This window comes from Flavobacterium sp. LHD-80, from assembly GCF_030929605.1.
In the GTDB taxonomy this organism is placed as follows: Bacteria; Bacteroidota; Bacteroidia; order Flavobacteriales; family Flavobacteriaceae; genus Flavobacterium.
The window spans coordinates 192,973-207,933 of the sequence record NZ_JAVFVS010000002.1; the positions used below are offsets into that span (position 1 = coordinate 192,973).

The 14,961-nt window shown below is 35.0% G+C and carries 11 protein-coding genes; 5 read left to right on the plus strand and 6 right to left on the minus strand.

The features are described from left to right. Positions 1-10: 10 nt before the first annotated feature. Together RB619_RS03805 and RB619_RS03810 are read right to left on the minus strand one after the other, a co-directional pair. A complete protein-coding gene (locus RB619_RS03805; protein ID WP_308094395.1) occupies positions 11-742 on the minus strand; it encodes a LytTR family DNA-binding domain-containing protein in 732 nt (243 codons plus the stop codon). Beyond that, a complete protein-coding gene (locus RB619_RS03810; protein WP_308094397.1) occupies positions 742-1,785 on the minus strand; it encodes a histidine kinase in 1,044 nt (347 codons plus the stop codon). Before RB619_RS03810 ends, RB619_RS03805 begins: the two co-directional genes overlap by 1 nt. 267 nt (positions 1,786-2,052) lie before the next feature. Between RB619_RS03810 and RB619_RS03815 the strand changes: the two genes are divergently transcribed. The 5 genes from RB619_RS03815 to RB619_RS03835 all read left to right on the plus strand — a co-directional run bounded on the left by RB619_RS03815 (position 2,053) and on the right by RB619_RS03835 (position 9,275). Next, positions 2,053-3,216 carry an efflux RND transporter periplasmic adaptor subunit gene (locus tag RB619_RS03815; protein WP_308094399.1) on the plus strand — a complete coding sequence of 388 codons (1,164 nt, stop codon included), beginning with the start codon at positions 2,053-2,055 and terminating at the stop codon, positions 3,214-3,216. 6 nt (positions 3,217-3,222) lie between these two features. Continuing rightward, positions 3,223-6,390 carry an efflux RND transporter permease subunit gene (locus tag RB619_RS03820; RefSeq protein WP_308094402.1) on the plus strand — a complete coding sequence of 1,056 codons (3,168 nt, stop codon included), beginning with the start codon at positions 3,223-3,225 and terminating at the stop codon, positions 6,388-6,390. Positions 6,391-6,407: 17 nt separating this feature from the next. Continuing rightward, the gene (locus tag RB619_RS03825; protein ID WP_308094404.1) at positions 6,408-7,814 is read left to right on the plus strand and encodes an efflux transporter outer membrane subunit; all 1,407 of its coding nucleotides are present in this window, start codon (positions 6,408-6,410) and stop codon (positions 7,812-7,814) included. 172 nt (positions 7,815-7,986) lie between these two features. After that, the gene (locus RB619_RS03830) at positions 7,987-8,439 is read left to right on the plus strand and encodes a hypothetical protein (protein WP_308094406.1); all 453 of its coding nucleotides are present in this window, start codon (positions 7,987-7,989) and stop codon (positions 8,437-8,439) included. Positions 8,440-8,633: 194 nt separating this feature from the next. Beyond that, the gene (locus RB619_RS03835; RefSeq protein ID WP_308094407.1) at positions 8,634-9,275 is read left to right on the plus strand and encodes a Pr6Pr family membrane protein; all 642 of its coding nucleotides are present in this window, start codon (positions 8,634-8,636) and stop codon (positions 9,273-9,275) included. Between the two features lie 56 nt (positions 9,276-9,331). Here the strand turns inward: RB619_RS03835 and RB619_RS03840 are convergent, their stop codons facing one another. The 4 genes from RB619_RS03840 to RB619_RS03855 form a co-directional block, all read right to left on the minus strand. Further along, the gene (locus tag RB619_RS03840; protein ID WP_308094409.1) at positions 9,332-10,345 is read right to left on the minus strand and encodes an FAD:protein FMN transferase; all 1,014 of its coding nucleotides are present in this window, start codon (positions 10,343-10,345) and stop codon (positions 9,332-9,334) included. 207 nt (positions 10,346-10,552) lie between these two features. After that, positions 10,553-12,736: a PepSY domain-containing protein gene (locus RB619_RS03845; RefSeq protein ID WP_308094410.1), complete on the minus strand. Its 2,184-nt coding sequence runs from the start codon at positions 12,734-12,736 to the stop codon at positions 10,553-10,555. A 92-nt stretch (positions 12,737-12,828) separates the two neighbouring features. Continuing rightward, positions 12,829-13,311 carry a DUF2271 domain-containing protein gene (locus RB619_RS03850; RefSeq protein ID WP_308094413.1) on the minus strand — a complete coding sequence of 161 codons (483 nt, stop codon included), beginning with the start codon at positions 13,309-13,311 and terminating at the stop codon, positions 12,829-12,831. A gap of 101 nt (positions 13,312-13,412) precedes the next feature. Further along, positions 13,413-14,891: an ankyrin repeat domain-containing protein gene (locus tag RB619_RS03855; RefSeq protein WP_308094415.1), complete on the minus strand. Its 1,479-nt coding sequence runs from the start codon at positions 14,889-14,891 to the stop codon at positions 13,413-13,415. Positions 14,892-14,961 lie beyond the last annotated feature (70 nt).

Here is a 14,961-nt window from a genome sequence, read left to right on the forward strand (position 1 = left end):
AAAATCTATTTTATTTTAACCATTTATCAACGATGGTTTTGAATGGCTCTTTGTATTGTTCTCCCACTGAAATTTCGGTTTTTCCAATAAAAACAGAATGTTTGCTGATGGCACTTATTTTGTCAAGCGAAACAATAAACGAACGATGAATTCGCATAAATTTTGCAGAAGGCAGTTTTTCTTCTAAAGCTTTTAAAGAAATTAAAGACAGTACTGTTTTTTGTGAATCGTCGAGATGTACTTTTACGTAATCTTTCAAACTTTCGATATATGAGATATCTTTCAATGAAATTCGGACCCAATTATATTCTACTTTCAGGAATATAAATTCATCATCGGCTGTTATGGGCTGAAAGTTGTTGGTGGATTCTTCAGTTATTTGCAAAATTTTATTGGCTGCGCGCAGAAATTCCTCATAGCTAAAAGGCTTTAAAAGATAATCAACAGCATTTACTTTGTAACCTTCAATAGCATAATGATTGTATGCGGTTGTAAAAACTATTTTAGGCATTAATCCGGGCGTATCCAGCAAAAGTCGGGCTAATTCCATTCCTGTAAGATTGGGCATGTTGATGTCTAGAAAAACAATATCGGGCTGTTTTTCTCTAATTAATCCCATCGCTTCGACAGCATTATCACAACTTGCCGTTAATTCCAGAAATGGCGTTTGTTCAATAAAGGTTTCCACCAGTTTTAATGCCAGTGGTTCGTCGTCAACTGCTATACATTTTAATATCATCATTATTCTAAATTTAGCTGCAGTTTTACATTATACTTTCCATTTTCAGCAATTCCAGCTTTTAAACTATGTTTATGCGGATAAATCAAATGAAGTCTTCTTTTAGTATTGGTTAAACCGATGCCTCCTTCGACTGCAGTTCCAGACTTTTCGAAATACGTATTTTCTACTTCAAAATCAAGATTGCTTCCGTTTTGTCGCAGTTTAATGTAGATTTCGCTTTTGTCTGTGGCGTGAATTCCGTGTTTAAAAGCATTTTCAACTAAAGGAAGCAATAACATTGGAACAATAGGATAATCATGTAATTTTTCAGGAATATCAGTCGTAATAGTCAATTTGCTGTTGGCACGAAGTTTCATAAGTGCTATAAAATCCTTCATGAATTCAGCTTCTTTGAGCAAAGTCGTTGTTTCTTCGGTGCTGTAAAGCAGGTAGCGCATCATTCGGCTTAAAGTATGAAGTGCATTTCGAGAATCTTCAATATCTGTATAAGTAAGCGAGTAAATGCTATTTAATGAATTGAAAAAAAAGTGCGGATTAATTTGTGCCTTCAGCATTGCTAGTTCGGCCATCGTTTTGTCCTGCTCCAATTTTTGTTTGTGTTGTGCTGCTTTTTGCCAATATTGCAGCATTGCCCAACTTGTACTAATTCCTAAAACCAATAAAGTCAGTGTAAGAACATAATTATCAAAATAGGGATTCTTGTACTTTTTGAAACCTAAAACTAAGCTGATTTTATTATGAAGATCAGTTTCTGAAGTATATAAAAAAGCAATAAACTGCATCGTAACAATTGCAAGGAAAGCCCAAATCAAAAACGGCGAAGTATTGTCTTTAATAATGGTTTGCGGAACTATGATTTTGGCATTGATATAGAAAATAATAATTAGCAAAAACAATACAATCATTTGCCAAAGCCAAAAAGCATCTGGAAGAACAACATTCCAAGTTAAAGGAATGTAAAACAGCATGATAAAGCCCAGCGATAACCATCCGAGAATGTGCAGTCCGGTGAACAAATAGGGTCTGTAGATGTTTGAAGCCATTATAAGTTGTGATTTTTAAAGACAATATTACATTTTATTTGAATACGATCAAGAACCAATCGGCCAAAATAACTTTACAGCCATTAGAAACCATTTTTTAGCCGACGAGCTTAAAAATTAAACGCTTGTTTAATTCTGAAAAAAAACCGTCGGGTGTCAGGCTGTCTCTATCGATTGTGTTTCGCTCTTCGTCTATTCTAAAAATTTTGCGTATTCTATTTTAGTTCTTTTGCTTATTAATAAATAGATAATTACACATTTTTCACAATGAATAAGCAATCGTTTTTAAGCATTTTCGCAGCCTCAGTTATTATTGCCTCTTGCGGTAATAAAAATGACAAATCGGCTCAAGCCGGCGCTGCGCCACAGGTAAAAGAGTATAAAACGCTGACATTGCAGCCAGAATCTGCAACGTTATATAGCGATTACCCTGCTAGTATTCAAGGACAGCAAAATATAGAAATACGTCCAAGAGTTGAAGGTTATATTGATAAGATTTTTGTCGATGAAGGCGCTGTAGTAAAAGTGGGACAACCATTGTTTAAAATTAGCGCGCCAGAATATGAACAACAAGTTCGCACGGCAAGTGCCAGCATTAAAAGTGCTCAAGCAGAAGTTAGTGCAGCAAAACTGGCAGTTAATAAAGTGAGACCTTTAGTTGAAAAAGGAATTATCAGTAAATATGATTTAGAATCAGCACAATATACGTATGAATCGGCTATGGCAACATTGGCTCAGGCAAATGCAGCTTTAGTCAATGCCAAAACTAATTTAGGTTATACAACTGTAACAAGTCCGGTGAATGGCGTTGTAGGTTCAATTCCGTTTCGTTTGGGAAGTTTAGTTAGCTCAAATACTGCAGATCCTTTGACGACGGTTTCGAGCATCGGAAATGTGTATGCTTATTTTGCAATCAATGAAAAGAAACTTTTAGATTTTACAGAAAGCAAAACGCCGGGTACAACATTGGCACAAAAAATCCAAAATATGCCTGCAGTTTCATTAGTGCTTTCTGACGGAACGCCTTACTCAGAAAAAGGCCGAGTGGAAACCGTGAACGGATTGATTAATACTGAAACTGGTTCGGTTACTTTTAGAGCACGTTTTGCAAATCCAAAAAGCATTATCAGAAGCGGAAGCAGTACAACTGTTCGAATTCCGAATGAAGTAAAAGGTGGGCTCATTATTCCTCAAAGTGCAACTTATGAACTTCAGGATAAAATATTTGCCGTTACAGTTGGAAAAGATGGTAAAACAAAAAGTGCCAATATTACCATTTTAGACAACAGCGCAGGAAATTATTATGTTGTAACAAGCGGTTTGCAGGCGGGAGATCAAATTGTTTTGGAAGGAGTGGCAACACTTAAAGACGGAACAGAAATTAAAAGCCAAAATCAATCTTCAGAAAAAGTTTACGCCGATTTAAAATAAAAACAGATGTTTAAAAAATTTATACAACGACCTGTACTCTCAACAGTAATATCTGTTATTATTGTTATTTTGGGTGTTTTAGGATTGATTGAGCTGCCTATTTCTCAATATCCCGATATTGCACCGCCAACAGTAAATGTTTCGGCGAGTTATACAGGTGCCAATGCCGATGTGGTACTGAAAAGTATCGTCATTCCATTGGAAGAGCAGATTAATGGTGTAGAAAACATGACCTACATGACTTCTACAGCCACAAATGATGGAAATGCTTCGATCAAAATTTTCTTTAAAGTAGGAACAAATCCAGATTTAGCAGCGGTAAACGTGCAAAACAGGGTTTCGAGAGCAACTAGTTTATTGCCTGTTGAGGTAACTCAGGCAGGGGTTACAGTTACTAAAAGTCAGAGCAGTAACTTGCTGATTTTCTCTTTATACAGTGATGATAAAGCTTATGATCAGACATTTCTTCAAAATTATGCGAAGATCAATTTGGTGCCACAAATTCAGCGTGTAGTTGGAGTTGGTGATGTAACTGTTTTTGGTGCAAAAGATTATTCGATGAGAATCTGGCTGAAACCAGATGTAATGCAACAATATAAATTGATTCCGAGTGATATTTCAGCAGCTTTGGCAGAGCAAAATATCGAAGCGGCGCCAGGTAAATTTGGTGAAAACGGAAATCAGGCGTTTCAATATGTAATTAAATACAAAGGACGTTTAACCAGTGCTCAAGAATTTGAAAATATCATTATCAAATCGGTAGGGAACGGACAAATGTTACGTTTAAAAGATATTGCAAAAGTTGAGTTAGGATCTTTAAGTTATTCTTCAACAATTAAAACAAATGGTGTTGAATCGGCGGCAATGGCAATCAGTCAGACTCCGGGTTCAAATGCGCGTGATGTAATTATCAATTCTAAAAAACTGATTGAAGAAGCAGCAAAGAGTTTTCCAAAAGGAATGAAGTATACCATTATGGTAGATGTCAATGAAAATTTGGATGCTTCGATTGAGAAAGTAATTCATACGTTGATTGAAGCTTTTATATTGGTTTTCATCGTAGTATTTATTTTTCTTCAAGATTTTAGGTCAACTTTAATTCCGGCGATTGCGGTTCCAGTTGCGATTGTAGGAACGTTCTTCTTCTTGAATTTATTCGGATTTACGATCAACTTATTGACGCTTTTTGCGATGGTTCTTGCCATTGGTATTGTTGTCGATGATGCAATTGTGGTTGTTGAGGCCGTTCACGCCAAACTCGATCACGGGTATAAATCGGCAAAAAAAGCGACGATTCATGCGATGAACGAGATTTCTGGAGCGATTATTTCGATTACTCTGGTAATGGCGGCGGTATTTATTCCGGTAACTTTCATCAATGGATCAACAGGAGTTTTCTACAAACAGTTTGGTATTACACTGGCTGTAGCGATTATTCTTTCGGCTGTAAACGCCTTGACGCTGAGTCCGGCTTTGTGCGCGCTTTTGCTTAAACCGCATGCAGACGATCATAAACATAAAAGTTATTTACAACGTTTTTACACTTCATTTAACGTTGCATTTGATAATGTAACCGAAAGATACAAACGTTCAGTAAGTTTTCTTTCCGTGAAAAAATGGATTGTACTGGCGTCGATTTTAATAGCAGGTTTGTCTTTGTTTTATATGATGAAAACCACGCCATCAGCTTTTGTTCCTTCGGAAGATCAAGGAACTGTTTTTGCCAATATTAGCTTACCGCCATCGGCTTCTATGGAGCGTTCTGATATTATCGCGAAAAGAGTTGACAGTATTGCTAAGACGATTCCGGGAGTTAAAAATACACTTCGAATTGTTGGGCAAAACTTTACAGCTGGAGCGGGAAGTGCCTATAGTATGGTTATTGTGAAATTGAAACCATGGGATGAGCGTGATCTTAGTGTTGATGACGTAATCGGAGAGCTTTTTGCTAAAACGAGCGGTATTCGTGAAGCTAATATTTTCTTTATTTCACCACCAACGATTCAAGGTTTTGGACAAAGTGGTGGATTTGAATTCCAATTGCAAGATAAGGGTGGACATACAACGGCTGAATTCTATAAAGTCAATAACGAATTCTTGGCAAAATTAGCTGAACGTCCTGAAATTCAATATGCGACAACGCCATTTAATCCTGGTTTTCCTCAGTATATGATGGATATTAATTTGGCCAAAGCCAAAGATGCAGGAGTTTCTGTAAATACGATTCTATCAACGATGCAAGGGTATTATGGCGGATTGTATGCTTCGAATTTCAATAAATTCGGAAAACAATACCGTGTTATGATTCAGGCTTCTCCAGAATTCCGAACAAATACAGAAGGTTTGAATAAAATTTTTGTTCGTAATAGTGCAGGAACTATGGCGCCAATTACAGAGTTTGTCAATATGACCAGAGTTTTTGGTCCTGAATCGATTTCAAGATTTAACTTATTTACGTCTATTTCTATTACTGGAGCACCAAAACCAGGATATAGTTCAGGAGACGCCATTAAAGCTATTCAAGAAGTTGCAGCAGAAAATCTTCCTGCAGGTTATGGATATGAATTTTCTGGTTTAACACGTGAAGAATTAGCTTCGGGAAGTGAAACTATTTTCATCTTTATTTTGTGTCTGGTGTTTGTTTACTTCTTGTTGAGTGCGCAATATGAAAGTTATATTTTGCCGTTTGCGGTATTATTCTCTATTCCGTTTGGATTGGCGGGAGCTTATTTATTCTCGATTATTTTCAAACTGAACAGTAATATTTATTTGCAGATTTCCTTAATCATGTTGATTGGACTTCTTGCCAAGAATGGTATTTTGATTGTCGAATTTGCTTTGGATAGAAGACGAAAAGGATTGCCAATTGTTCAAGCAGCAATCGAAGGAGCCGTAGCACGTTTGCGACCAATTTTGATGACATCATTTGCTTTTATCCTCGGACTTGTGCCGCTAATGTTTGCATCTGGCGCCGGAGCGGTTGGGAATAGATCAATTGGAACTGGAGCTGTAGGAGGAATGTTGATCGGAACCATTTTAGGAGTTTTTGTAATTCCGGTTCTGTTTATCATTTTCCAGACATTACAAGAAAGAGTAAGCGGTCCAGCAAAAGATGGTTATGATGATGAAGATGACGACGACGACGATCATTTATTAGAAGCTCATAAAGCATAAAATTTAATTCAAAAGAAATGACAAATAGTTCAAATAAATATATTTTACTGGTAATGACAGCCGCACTTTTAAGTGCGTGCTCTGTTACCAAAAAGTACGAACGCCCCACAACAATATCGACCGAGAAATTGTATAGAGATCAGGCTTCTGCTGATTCTACTACAATTGCAAATATGCCTTGGCAAACTGTTTTTAAAGATGAAAAACTAAATACACTGATTCAAAAAGGACTGGATCAGAATCTGAATCTGAAAAATGCGATTGAGAATATTGTTCAAGCAAATGCTTCATTGCGTCAAAGCAAACTGGCTTATTATCCAACTTTACAATTGGACGCAAATGCAACGCATACCAAGCAATCTGAAGCAGGATTGAATTTTCCGGCAGGAATCAATATTAATACCTTAACAACAACGTACAAATTAGGTTTAAGCACTTCTTGGGAAGCAGATATTTGGGGAAAATTAAGCAGTAAAAAAAGAGCTGCGCTTGCTACATATTTAGCTTCCGACGCAGCGAAACAAGCTGTTCAAACACAGTTGATTGCTGATATTGCCAATAATTATTTCCGATTATTAGCGTACGACAAACAATTGGCGATAACTCAGGAAACTTTGGAAAGCCGAATCAAAAACGTGCAGACAATCAAAGATTTAAAAGAAGGAGCGATTGTTACGGGCGCGGCGGTTGTGCAGAGCGAAGCCAATCAGCATGCAGCGGAAGTTTTGATTCCCGATTTAAAACAAAGCATTCGCGAAACTGAAAATGCAATAAATATCTTGCTTGGACAAGCACCTGGCCCAATCGATAGAGGAGTATTAGGATCACAGATTGTTCCTGAGAAATTGGCACTTGGGCTTCCTTCACAATTACTAGAAAATCGTCCAGATGTTCGTCAAGCTGAATTCAATTTCAGAACTGCTTTTGAAATGACGAATATGGCCAAAACGTATTTTTATCCGAGTTTGACGCTTACAGCAAGCGGTGGTTTTTCGAATTTAGAATTAAAAGATTTCTTTGCCAATTCAGTGTTTTACTCATTAATTGGAGGATTGACACAACCGATTTTTAATCAAGGACTGAATAAAATGCGATTGACAACAGCGCAGTCTCAGCAAGTACAAGCCTATAATAATTTTCAGCAAAGTCTTTTGACAGCGGGTCAGGAAGTTTCAAATGCGTTGTACACGTATCAAATGGCGGCAGAAAAAGAAGATTCAAGAACCAAACAAATTGAAGCTTTAATAAAAGCGGTTGATTATACAAAACAGTTGTTAGAATATAGTTCGGCTACCAATTATACAGATGTTTTAACATCGGAACAAAACCTTTTAGCAGCGCAATTGAGCGGTGTAAATGACAATCTGCAAAAACTGCAGGCTGTTGTTGATTTGTACCGAGCTTTAGGCGGTGGTTGGAAATAAAATTCAGAAAAAGCATCTCAAATATTGAGATGCTTTTTTTAGAATGTATATCGGCTGAGAAGCACTTTTCGTCGATTAGTTTGGTGGTTTTGTATAATGAATGCGGAAAAAAGCATATTTGGCACTACTTTAGATTAGTATCTATTGTAATTAATATTTAAATTTTGAAAAGATGAAAAAGTTAGTATTCGCCTTAATGCTTTTTACAAGTGTTTTTGCTCAGGCACAGGTTTCAGTTAATGTAAATATAGGAACGCCTCCAAATTGGGGACCGGTTGGTTATGACAACAGCAGATATTATTATTTACCAGATATTGATGTCTATTATGATGTAACTCAAAGTGTATTTATTTCTGATAATAACGGAAAATGGGTACGCGCAAAAAGGCTTCCAGAAAGATACAGACAATATGATCTTTACTCAGGCTATAAAGTGGTTTTGAATGATTATAGAGGAGATGCTCCTTATGCGTATCATTCTAAACACAGAGCAGAATATCCAAAAGGATATCATGGAAAACCTCAGAAAAACAGAGGTGAAAAACCAAAAGGTAATAACGGGAATCATTACGGGAATGATAAGGGAAATGGAAAACATTCAAATAAAAACCACGATCACCATTAATCAAATTTAAACATGACAAAGAAAAACGTCCCGAACTTCGGGACGTTTTTTGATTTACATACTTTTTAGTTTTTGTCATGCAGAGCGAAGTCGAAGCATTTTTTCAAAAGCTATTTTCAAAATTGAAAAACTACAAAGGCGTATAAAAATCTGAGATATATTTTTTATTTTAGTCTTCTCACTTTACGTAAAATATGGAAAAAGAAAATACCACAAAAGGAAGAATTTTGCCAAGCATTATTTTTGTATCGGAATTGTACGCGTTACCTGTGCAGTTTTACTTATTGCTTGATGGATCTGAATTTACTTTTTTAAGTGCGACGGTTCGCTTTTTTAGTTTCTTTACAATTCTGACCAATTCTATAGTTTTCTTTTGGTCTGCAATGTTTTTATTTGGAGGGAAATCTAACCTTAAATCTTTTTTTTCAAAATATGCTACAATTACTGCTATAACGGTTTATATCATGATTGTTGGAATTGTTTTTAATGTGCTTTTGCGTTCTATCGCTCATTTAACTGGCCAACATCGTATTGTCAGCGAAATTTTTCATGCTGTAGTACCAACTTTAGTCTTTTTTTATTGGCTGTTTGTTCTTCCTTCTGAAAAGCTTTCTTTTAAGGTTATTTTGCCGTGGCTGATTTATCCAATTATTTATATAATTTATACTTTACTGCACGGAATTTCGACCAATTTTTATCCGTATCCTTTTGTAGATGTGACAAAAATAGGTTTTGAAAAAGCAATTATAAATGGACTTTTTGTTTTATTAGCGTTTGTAATTTTATCGATTATTCTGATTTTTATTTCTAATAAAAGAAGTAAAAACGTCAGCTAATTATTTTCAAAGAAAACTCAGTACCTTAGTTCCTTAGCATCTTAGTATCTTAAAAACTAAAACTTAGCCTTAAAATGCTTAATATTGAAGTTTTTAGATTTGATTACTTTTCCTTTATCAGTAATCATCAAACAAGAATATTCGGGATGTTTTTGAAGTAAAATCAAACCTTCTTTTTGGCCTAAAACCATCAACGAAGTGCTTAAGCCATTTGCAGTTTCGGCATTTGGACCAAAAACCGTTACACTGCACAAACCCGTTGCAGGATAACCCGTTGCCGGATTAATTATATGTGAATAACGTTTACCGTTAAAAATCACAAATTTTTCATAACTGCCAGACGTAGTAACAGCTTGCTGTTCAAGCGGTACAACGGCAAGAAGTTTTTCAGGATTAAATGGGTTTGTAATGCCAATTTTCCAAGGCGTTCCGTTGGGCTGTTTTCCCCAAGTGCTCATATCTCCGGAACCGTTTATAATTCCGGCATTGATGCCTTTTGCAAGCATCATAGCGCGACATTTATCTGTAGCATAACCTTCGCCCAAAGCGCCAAAACCAATCTTCATTCCTTTTAATTTTAGAAAAATTGTTGATTGAATGCTATCTAAAATAATGTTTTTGTAACCGACTTTTTCCACCGATTTTTTTATGGCTTCCGCCGAAGGCATTTCGGTCATTGAACCGTCAAATTTCCAAATTCTGTCCATGGCAGCAAAACTTACATCAAAGCCACCTTTTGTAATTTCTGATAATTTTATGGCTCTTTGCGCTAGTTCAAAAACTTCGCGATCTACTTTTATCGGTTTGATTCCGGCATTTTGGTTTACTTGCGAAACCTGAGAATCTGGTTTCCAGTCTGATATTAAGTTTTCGATTCTAGTAATTTCGGCAATTACTTCGTTTATGTTTTGTTCTGCTTCAAGCGAATCTTTGGCAACAATTGTAATATCAAATCGTCCGCCCATCAGTAATGTTGTTCTTTTTCGTAAGACTTGTGCATTGGCTGAAAGACTGAAAATCAGTATAAAAAGAAATAAAGCTCTTTTATAATATGATTTTTGAATTGACATAAAAGTTATTTTAAATTTATTGTTCTCAAAAATAGTTCAACACGATTATTATAGTACGTTTTGCTTTCAACTTTAAAGAAGTTTTTAACCGCAAATTACACAGATTAACACAAATTAATTTGCGAAAATTTGTGTAATTTGTGGTTAAAATTAAGCTTTCTAATCTTCTAGACCTTAAGTATGCAGGTCAAATCCATACTGGCTTAGTTAATAGCAATCAGTTAATAACTGTCCATTATTTCTAAATTCTGAAAGTGTTCCAATATTATTTTCCAGACACAAAGCATCCAAAATTGTTTCAACATCTTTTTGCATCGCAAGCGAACCGCAAATCATAATAACTCCACCTTCTTTCAATAAATTAATAAAAAAAGTCGCATCTCTTTTAATTAAATCCATTACATAAAAATGTTCTGCTTCGCGCGATAAAGCCAAATGAAAATTATGAAGCTGTTGTTTCTCCATCATTTCCGAAGTAAACTTTTTATAGCCTAAAACCATTTCAGTTTCCATTCGGAATCCAGCATACAAATGCGTTTCGATTTTTTTCTTGTTTTGCTCAATCATTCCAAGAAATGGCGCAATTCCGGTTCCGTTAGAAATTAAAGCCACTTTTGAAGTTTTTTTCGGAAAGTGAAAAGCATGATTATTGATAATTCTTCCTTTTATAACTTTTCCTGCTTCTAAATTATTTAAGAAACCAGAACCCAATCCGTGCGGATGAAGTTTGACAACCAATTGTATATTTCCAGAATGATTTCCAATAGAATAGAGGCGTTCTCTGTTGTCGTTTGCCGGATAAACAGCTAGTAAATCTCCAGAAGTAAATTTGGTTCTTGCATTAGCTCTTAAAGTGACTAAAAAAGTCTGTTCTGATTCAGAAACCATAGTTTTATCTAAAACCATTAATTTCTGTAATCCTTTTGGAACATGATTATATACAGAAGGCGTTGTAGACAATGAAATTCCGGTTTTGGCACTCCACAATTTAACCCATTCCACAAATTCAACAGCCGATTTATCATTAACAGTCTGCAGTTCCAAGAAACGCTCTGACCAATTTTGTTTTTCTAAAAGCTGATCCATTTCAACAGCAAAACCACAAAAATCCGGATACGATTTTGAACCAAAACCAACTACTGAAAAATTGATTTTTTGCTCTTGATTGTGTTTCTTTAACAATGAAACAAATTTGCTTCCGTTAGAAGGCGCGTTACCTAAACCGTGTGTTGACGAGAAAACTATAAAATGTTCTGCTTTTGGAAAAACGGTAAAATTATTCAATTCAGATATATGCGCTTTGTGTCCGTGATCAATTAATTGTTTCAGAATAGAATTGGCAAAACGCAAAGTGCTTCCGTTTTCAGAACCTGCTAAAATAATGATCGAACTTTCAGCAGCTTTGAATTTGTTTTTAATTCGGCTTGCTCTTCTTTTTAAAGTAATTGCAAAACCAGAATAAATGAAAAACAGAATATTCAAACATGCAATTGCCAAAATAACAGCCCAAATGGCGTTTATTCTTCCGGTATGAATGTCAAGACTTAAAGCCGCTAACTGAATCGTCATTGGCGAAAGCTTCTCAGTAATTACAGTGCCAGTAACCTGATTAACTTCAATTTCACGGTCTTTTAATTCAATGATATAATATTCTTCTGGATCATCTGTAAAAGGAAATTCGATTTTCTTTACATCTTTCAAAAGTGTTTTTTCAAAGACTGAAGTTTTTTTGGCTTCCGCCGAAAGTTCTGTTTTTACGGCTTTTGCTTTTTCATCTCCCATAAAAAAGTTGAATCTTTCAAGGGAAAGATAAGTTCCTGTAAGCGCAATAATCAAAATCGGAATTAAAGCTAATCTTCCAAAAATTACGTGATAATATTGGGCAAAATATTCTTTGATTACTTTCGAAAAGAAATTACGAATTCCTCTTTGACGACTTAAAACAAGCATAAATCCAGAAATGGCAATCAGAAATAATAAAAATGAAATTACACCAACAAAAAAACGCCCCGTTTCATGAAGAAACAAAGAGCGGTGAAGACTTGTAATCCATTGAATAAATTCACTTTTTTTTGCAGGAATTCCTAACGTTTTTCCTGTTTTGGCATCAATATAAGCGTTGATGTCATTTCCATCTTCATCAATTGCCTGAAGCGTTACAAATTGATTGTAATCGACGCTTAATTCGGTAATTTCAGCGTATTTCTTTTTTAAAACAGGAAGTGTTTGACCTAAAGTTAAGGTGTCAAAATTTTCTGTTTTGTACGGCAACGTTTTTTCCTGTACAGCATCTACAGCCAAAATAATTCCGGTAACGGATGCCAGCAGTAAAAACAAAGAAGAAAACAAAGCCAAGGCTAAGTGTGTGTAACGCCAAAAAGAAAGAGTCATTGAATGTATTCTATTGTAATGTAATGAAATGTAATAAGCTTTGTCAAAGTTTTAAATTTTGACAAAGCTATATTTTTTAGTTTATGCGATAATTAAATTTTGTTTAATCTTACATATCTGATATAACCTTTACCGTCAGTTTTATCAGCAAGACCAGCCGTTGTCAAAGGAATTTCTAAATCACTTACGTAATATTTTTGGTCCTCAACAGCCGATTCAAATCGTAATTTGTATCCTTTATTGATTTTAGAATCATCAATTTCAAAAGTGGTAACACTGCGGTCTCCTCCAGTAACTGACGCTCCTGAGATCGCACTAACATCATCAGCTTTTGCAGTATGAAATTTGTTCCATTCTTTCAATGATTTGTACCATTTTTTATCATCTCCCATTACATAAAGCGTTTTCTCGTATTCACCTTTTGGGTTGATTAGAGAAACCACAATATATGCACCTTCTCCCATATAATTTGCCATTTGCAGCATGCATTTATATTTGCTTGCTTGTGCATTAGACTGAAAAGAAATAAGGCAGATAAGTGTTGCAGTAAGCGCGATTTTTAGAATTGATTTCATTTTAATTATGAATTGTAAATTGTTAATTATAAATTTTGAGTTATGAAGTATGAGTTTTTAACTCAAAACTTATAATTCATAACTCATAACTTTTTTTAATCTTATTTTAAAAATTCGATTGATATATTTTGTTTGGTCAGAGACTCGTTTTCTTTTGCTAATGCATAAGCGCTTTCGTCAAATTCTGTCATAAGGTCTTTTTTAGCACCAATTGAAAGCAAATATTTTAAAATTGAATCATCTTTTGCAACCATTGCAGCTTTGTGTAATGCTGTAATTCCGTCTTTATTTTTAGCATTTACGTCAATATTTAAAGCAGCTAATTTTTTTACCAAAGAAAGATCGTTTTTCGCTGCTGCGAAATGATACAAAGTGCTTCCATCTTTTTGTGGAGCAGCAAGATTTAATCCTTTTTCTTGAAGCAGTTTTGCTTTGGCATCAAAAGTATCTTGTTTAGGATCTGGTCTGTAAGCTTGTACTAAATAAAAGCCAAGATTATTTCCGTCTTTATCAAGAACTTTTGCATCAGCTCCTTTATTTAATAAAAGTGTAACCGCTTCTGTTGTTCCTGATTTAACAGCCATTGTTAAAGCCGATTCTCCTTTTGTATTTTTGAGATTGATATTTTTTGCTGTAGGCAATAATACTTCTAATGCACCATTTTCTCTAGCGCCTGCTGCAATCATAAACGGAGTATTTCCGTCATTATTTACTTTGTTTGCATCAACATTTTTTGATAAGAAATAAGCAAGGATTTCTTTCTGATTAGGTTTTCCAGCTAATAAATGAAGCACGTTTTCTCCAGATTTCCCTGTTACAGTTGGTTTTAACTTCAAATCTTCAACTAAAAATTTGTAAGCTTCAAGTGAAGTTGTTTCTCTACGACTTCCTTGAGTTGCGATAAGTATCGCGTTGTCAGTTGGTTTTACTTTTCGTTCTAATAATTTTTTCAAAAGAACAATATTTCCAGTTCTGGCAGCATAATCAAATGCAGTGCTGCCATTTGCATCAGTATCTTTTAGAGATAAACCTTTTGTTGTTAAAAAATCGGCAAGTTTTAATTCCTTGTCAGACGGAATGCCTAAAAGCAATAAGTTTTCTCCGTCTTTATATTTTTTCTTCGGATCGATTCCGGCTTTAAAAAATGCATCATAAAGCGCTGGATCAGATTGCCCATTGCCTGCAGCAAAAACTAGTGGTGTAGTGCCATGGCTGTCTTCAAAATTAATATCAGATCCTTTTGAGATTAAGTAGTTCACTAATTCGGTATTACCTCTATAAGCGGCCCAGTGCAAATAAATACGATTATCGTGTGTAGATTTGTTTACAGGATTTCCTGGCTGATCTAATAAGAATGTTATAGTTGTAAATGGTGCATCATTATTAATGGCTAATGTTGTAACATCAAAAGCATTTGCATTGGCTTCTGCTGGATTATTTCCTTTTGCAATTTCGGCTTTAACAGTATTTACATCTGGAGCTGTTTTCCAAAAAGAAGCTTCTAATAAAGTATTTTTTTGCTGTGCATTAACAAAAAAAGCGGTAGTTAATGCCAAATAAAGAAAGATATTCTTTTTCATATTTTGGTATTTGTTGTTATTCAGTAAGTTAATATTTATGTGTTCTTTTTTATAAAAATCATTCTTCAAA

Bases quoted from the DNA above. Each gene is read 5' to 3' on its own strand.
- RB619_RS03805 (WP_308094395.1), bottom strand. From the start codon at position 742: ATGATGATATTAAAATGTATAGCAGTTGACGACGAACCACTGGCATTA.
- RB619_RS03810 (WP_308094397.1), bottom strand. From the start codon at position 1,785: ATGGCTTCAAACATCTACAGACCCTATTTGTTCACCGGACTGCACATT.
- RB619_RS03815 (WP_308094399.1), top strand. From the start codon at position 2,053: ATGAATAAGCAATCGTTTTTAAGCATTTTCGCAGCCTCAGTTATTATT.
- RB619_RS03820 (WP_308094402.1), top strand. From the start codon at position 3,223: ATGTTTAAAAAATTTATACAACGACCTGTACTCTCAACAGTAATATCT.
- RB619_RS03825 (WP_308094404.1), top strand. From the start codon at position 6,408: ATGACAAATAGTTCAAATAAATATATTTTACTGGTAATGACAGCCGCA.
- RB619_RS03830 (WP_308094406.1), top strand. From the start codon at position 7,987: ATGAAAAAGTTAGTATTCGCCTTAATGCTTTTTACAAGTGTTTTTGCT.
- RB619_RS03835 (WP_308094407.1), top strand. From the start codon at position 8,634: ATGGAAAAAGAAAATACCACAAAAGGAAGAATTTTGCCAAGCATTATT.
- RB619_RS03840 (WP_308094409.1), bottom strand. From the start codon at position 10,345: ATGTCAATTCAAAAATCATATTATAAAAGAGCTTTATTTCTTTTTATA.
- RB619_RS03845 (WP_308094410.1), bottom strand. From the start codon at position 12,736: ATGACTCTTTCTTTTTGGCGTTACACACACTTAGCCTTGGCTTTGTTT.
- RB619_RS03850 (WP_308094413.1), bottom strand. From the start codon at position 13,311: ATGAAATCAATTCTAAAAATCGCGCTTACTGCAACACTTATCTGCCTT.
- RB619_RS03855 (WP_308094415.1), bottom strand. From the start codon at position 14,891: ATGAAAAAGAATATCTTTCTTTATTTGGCATTAACTACCGCTTTTTTT.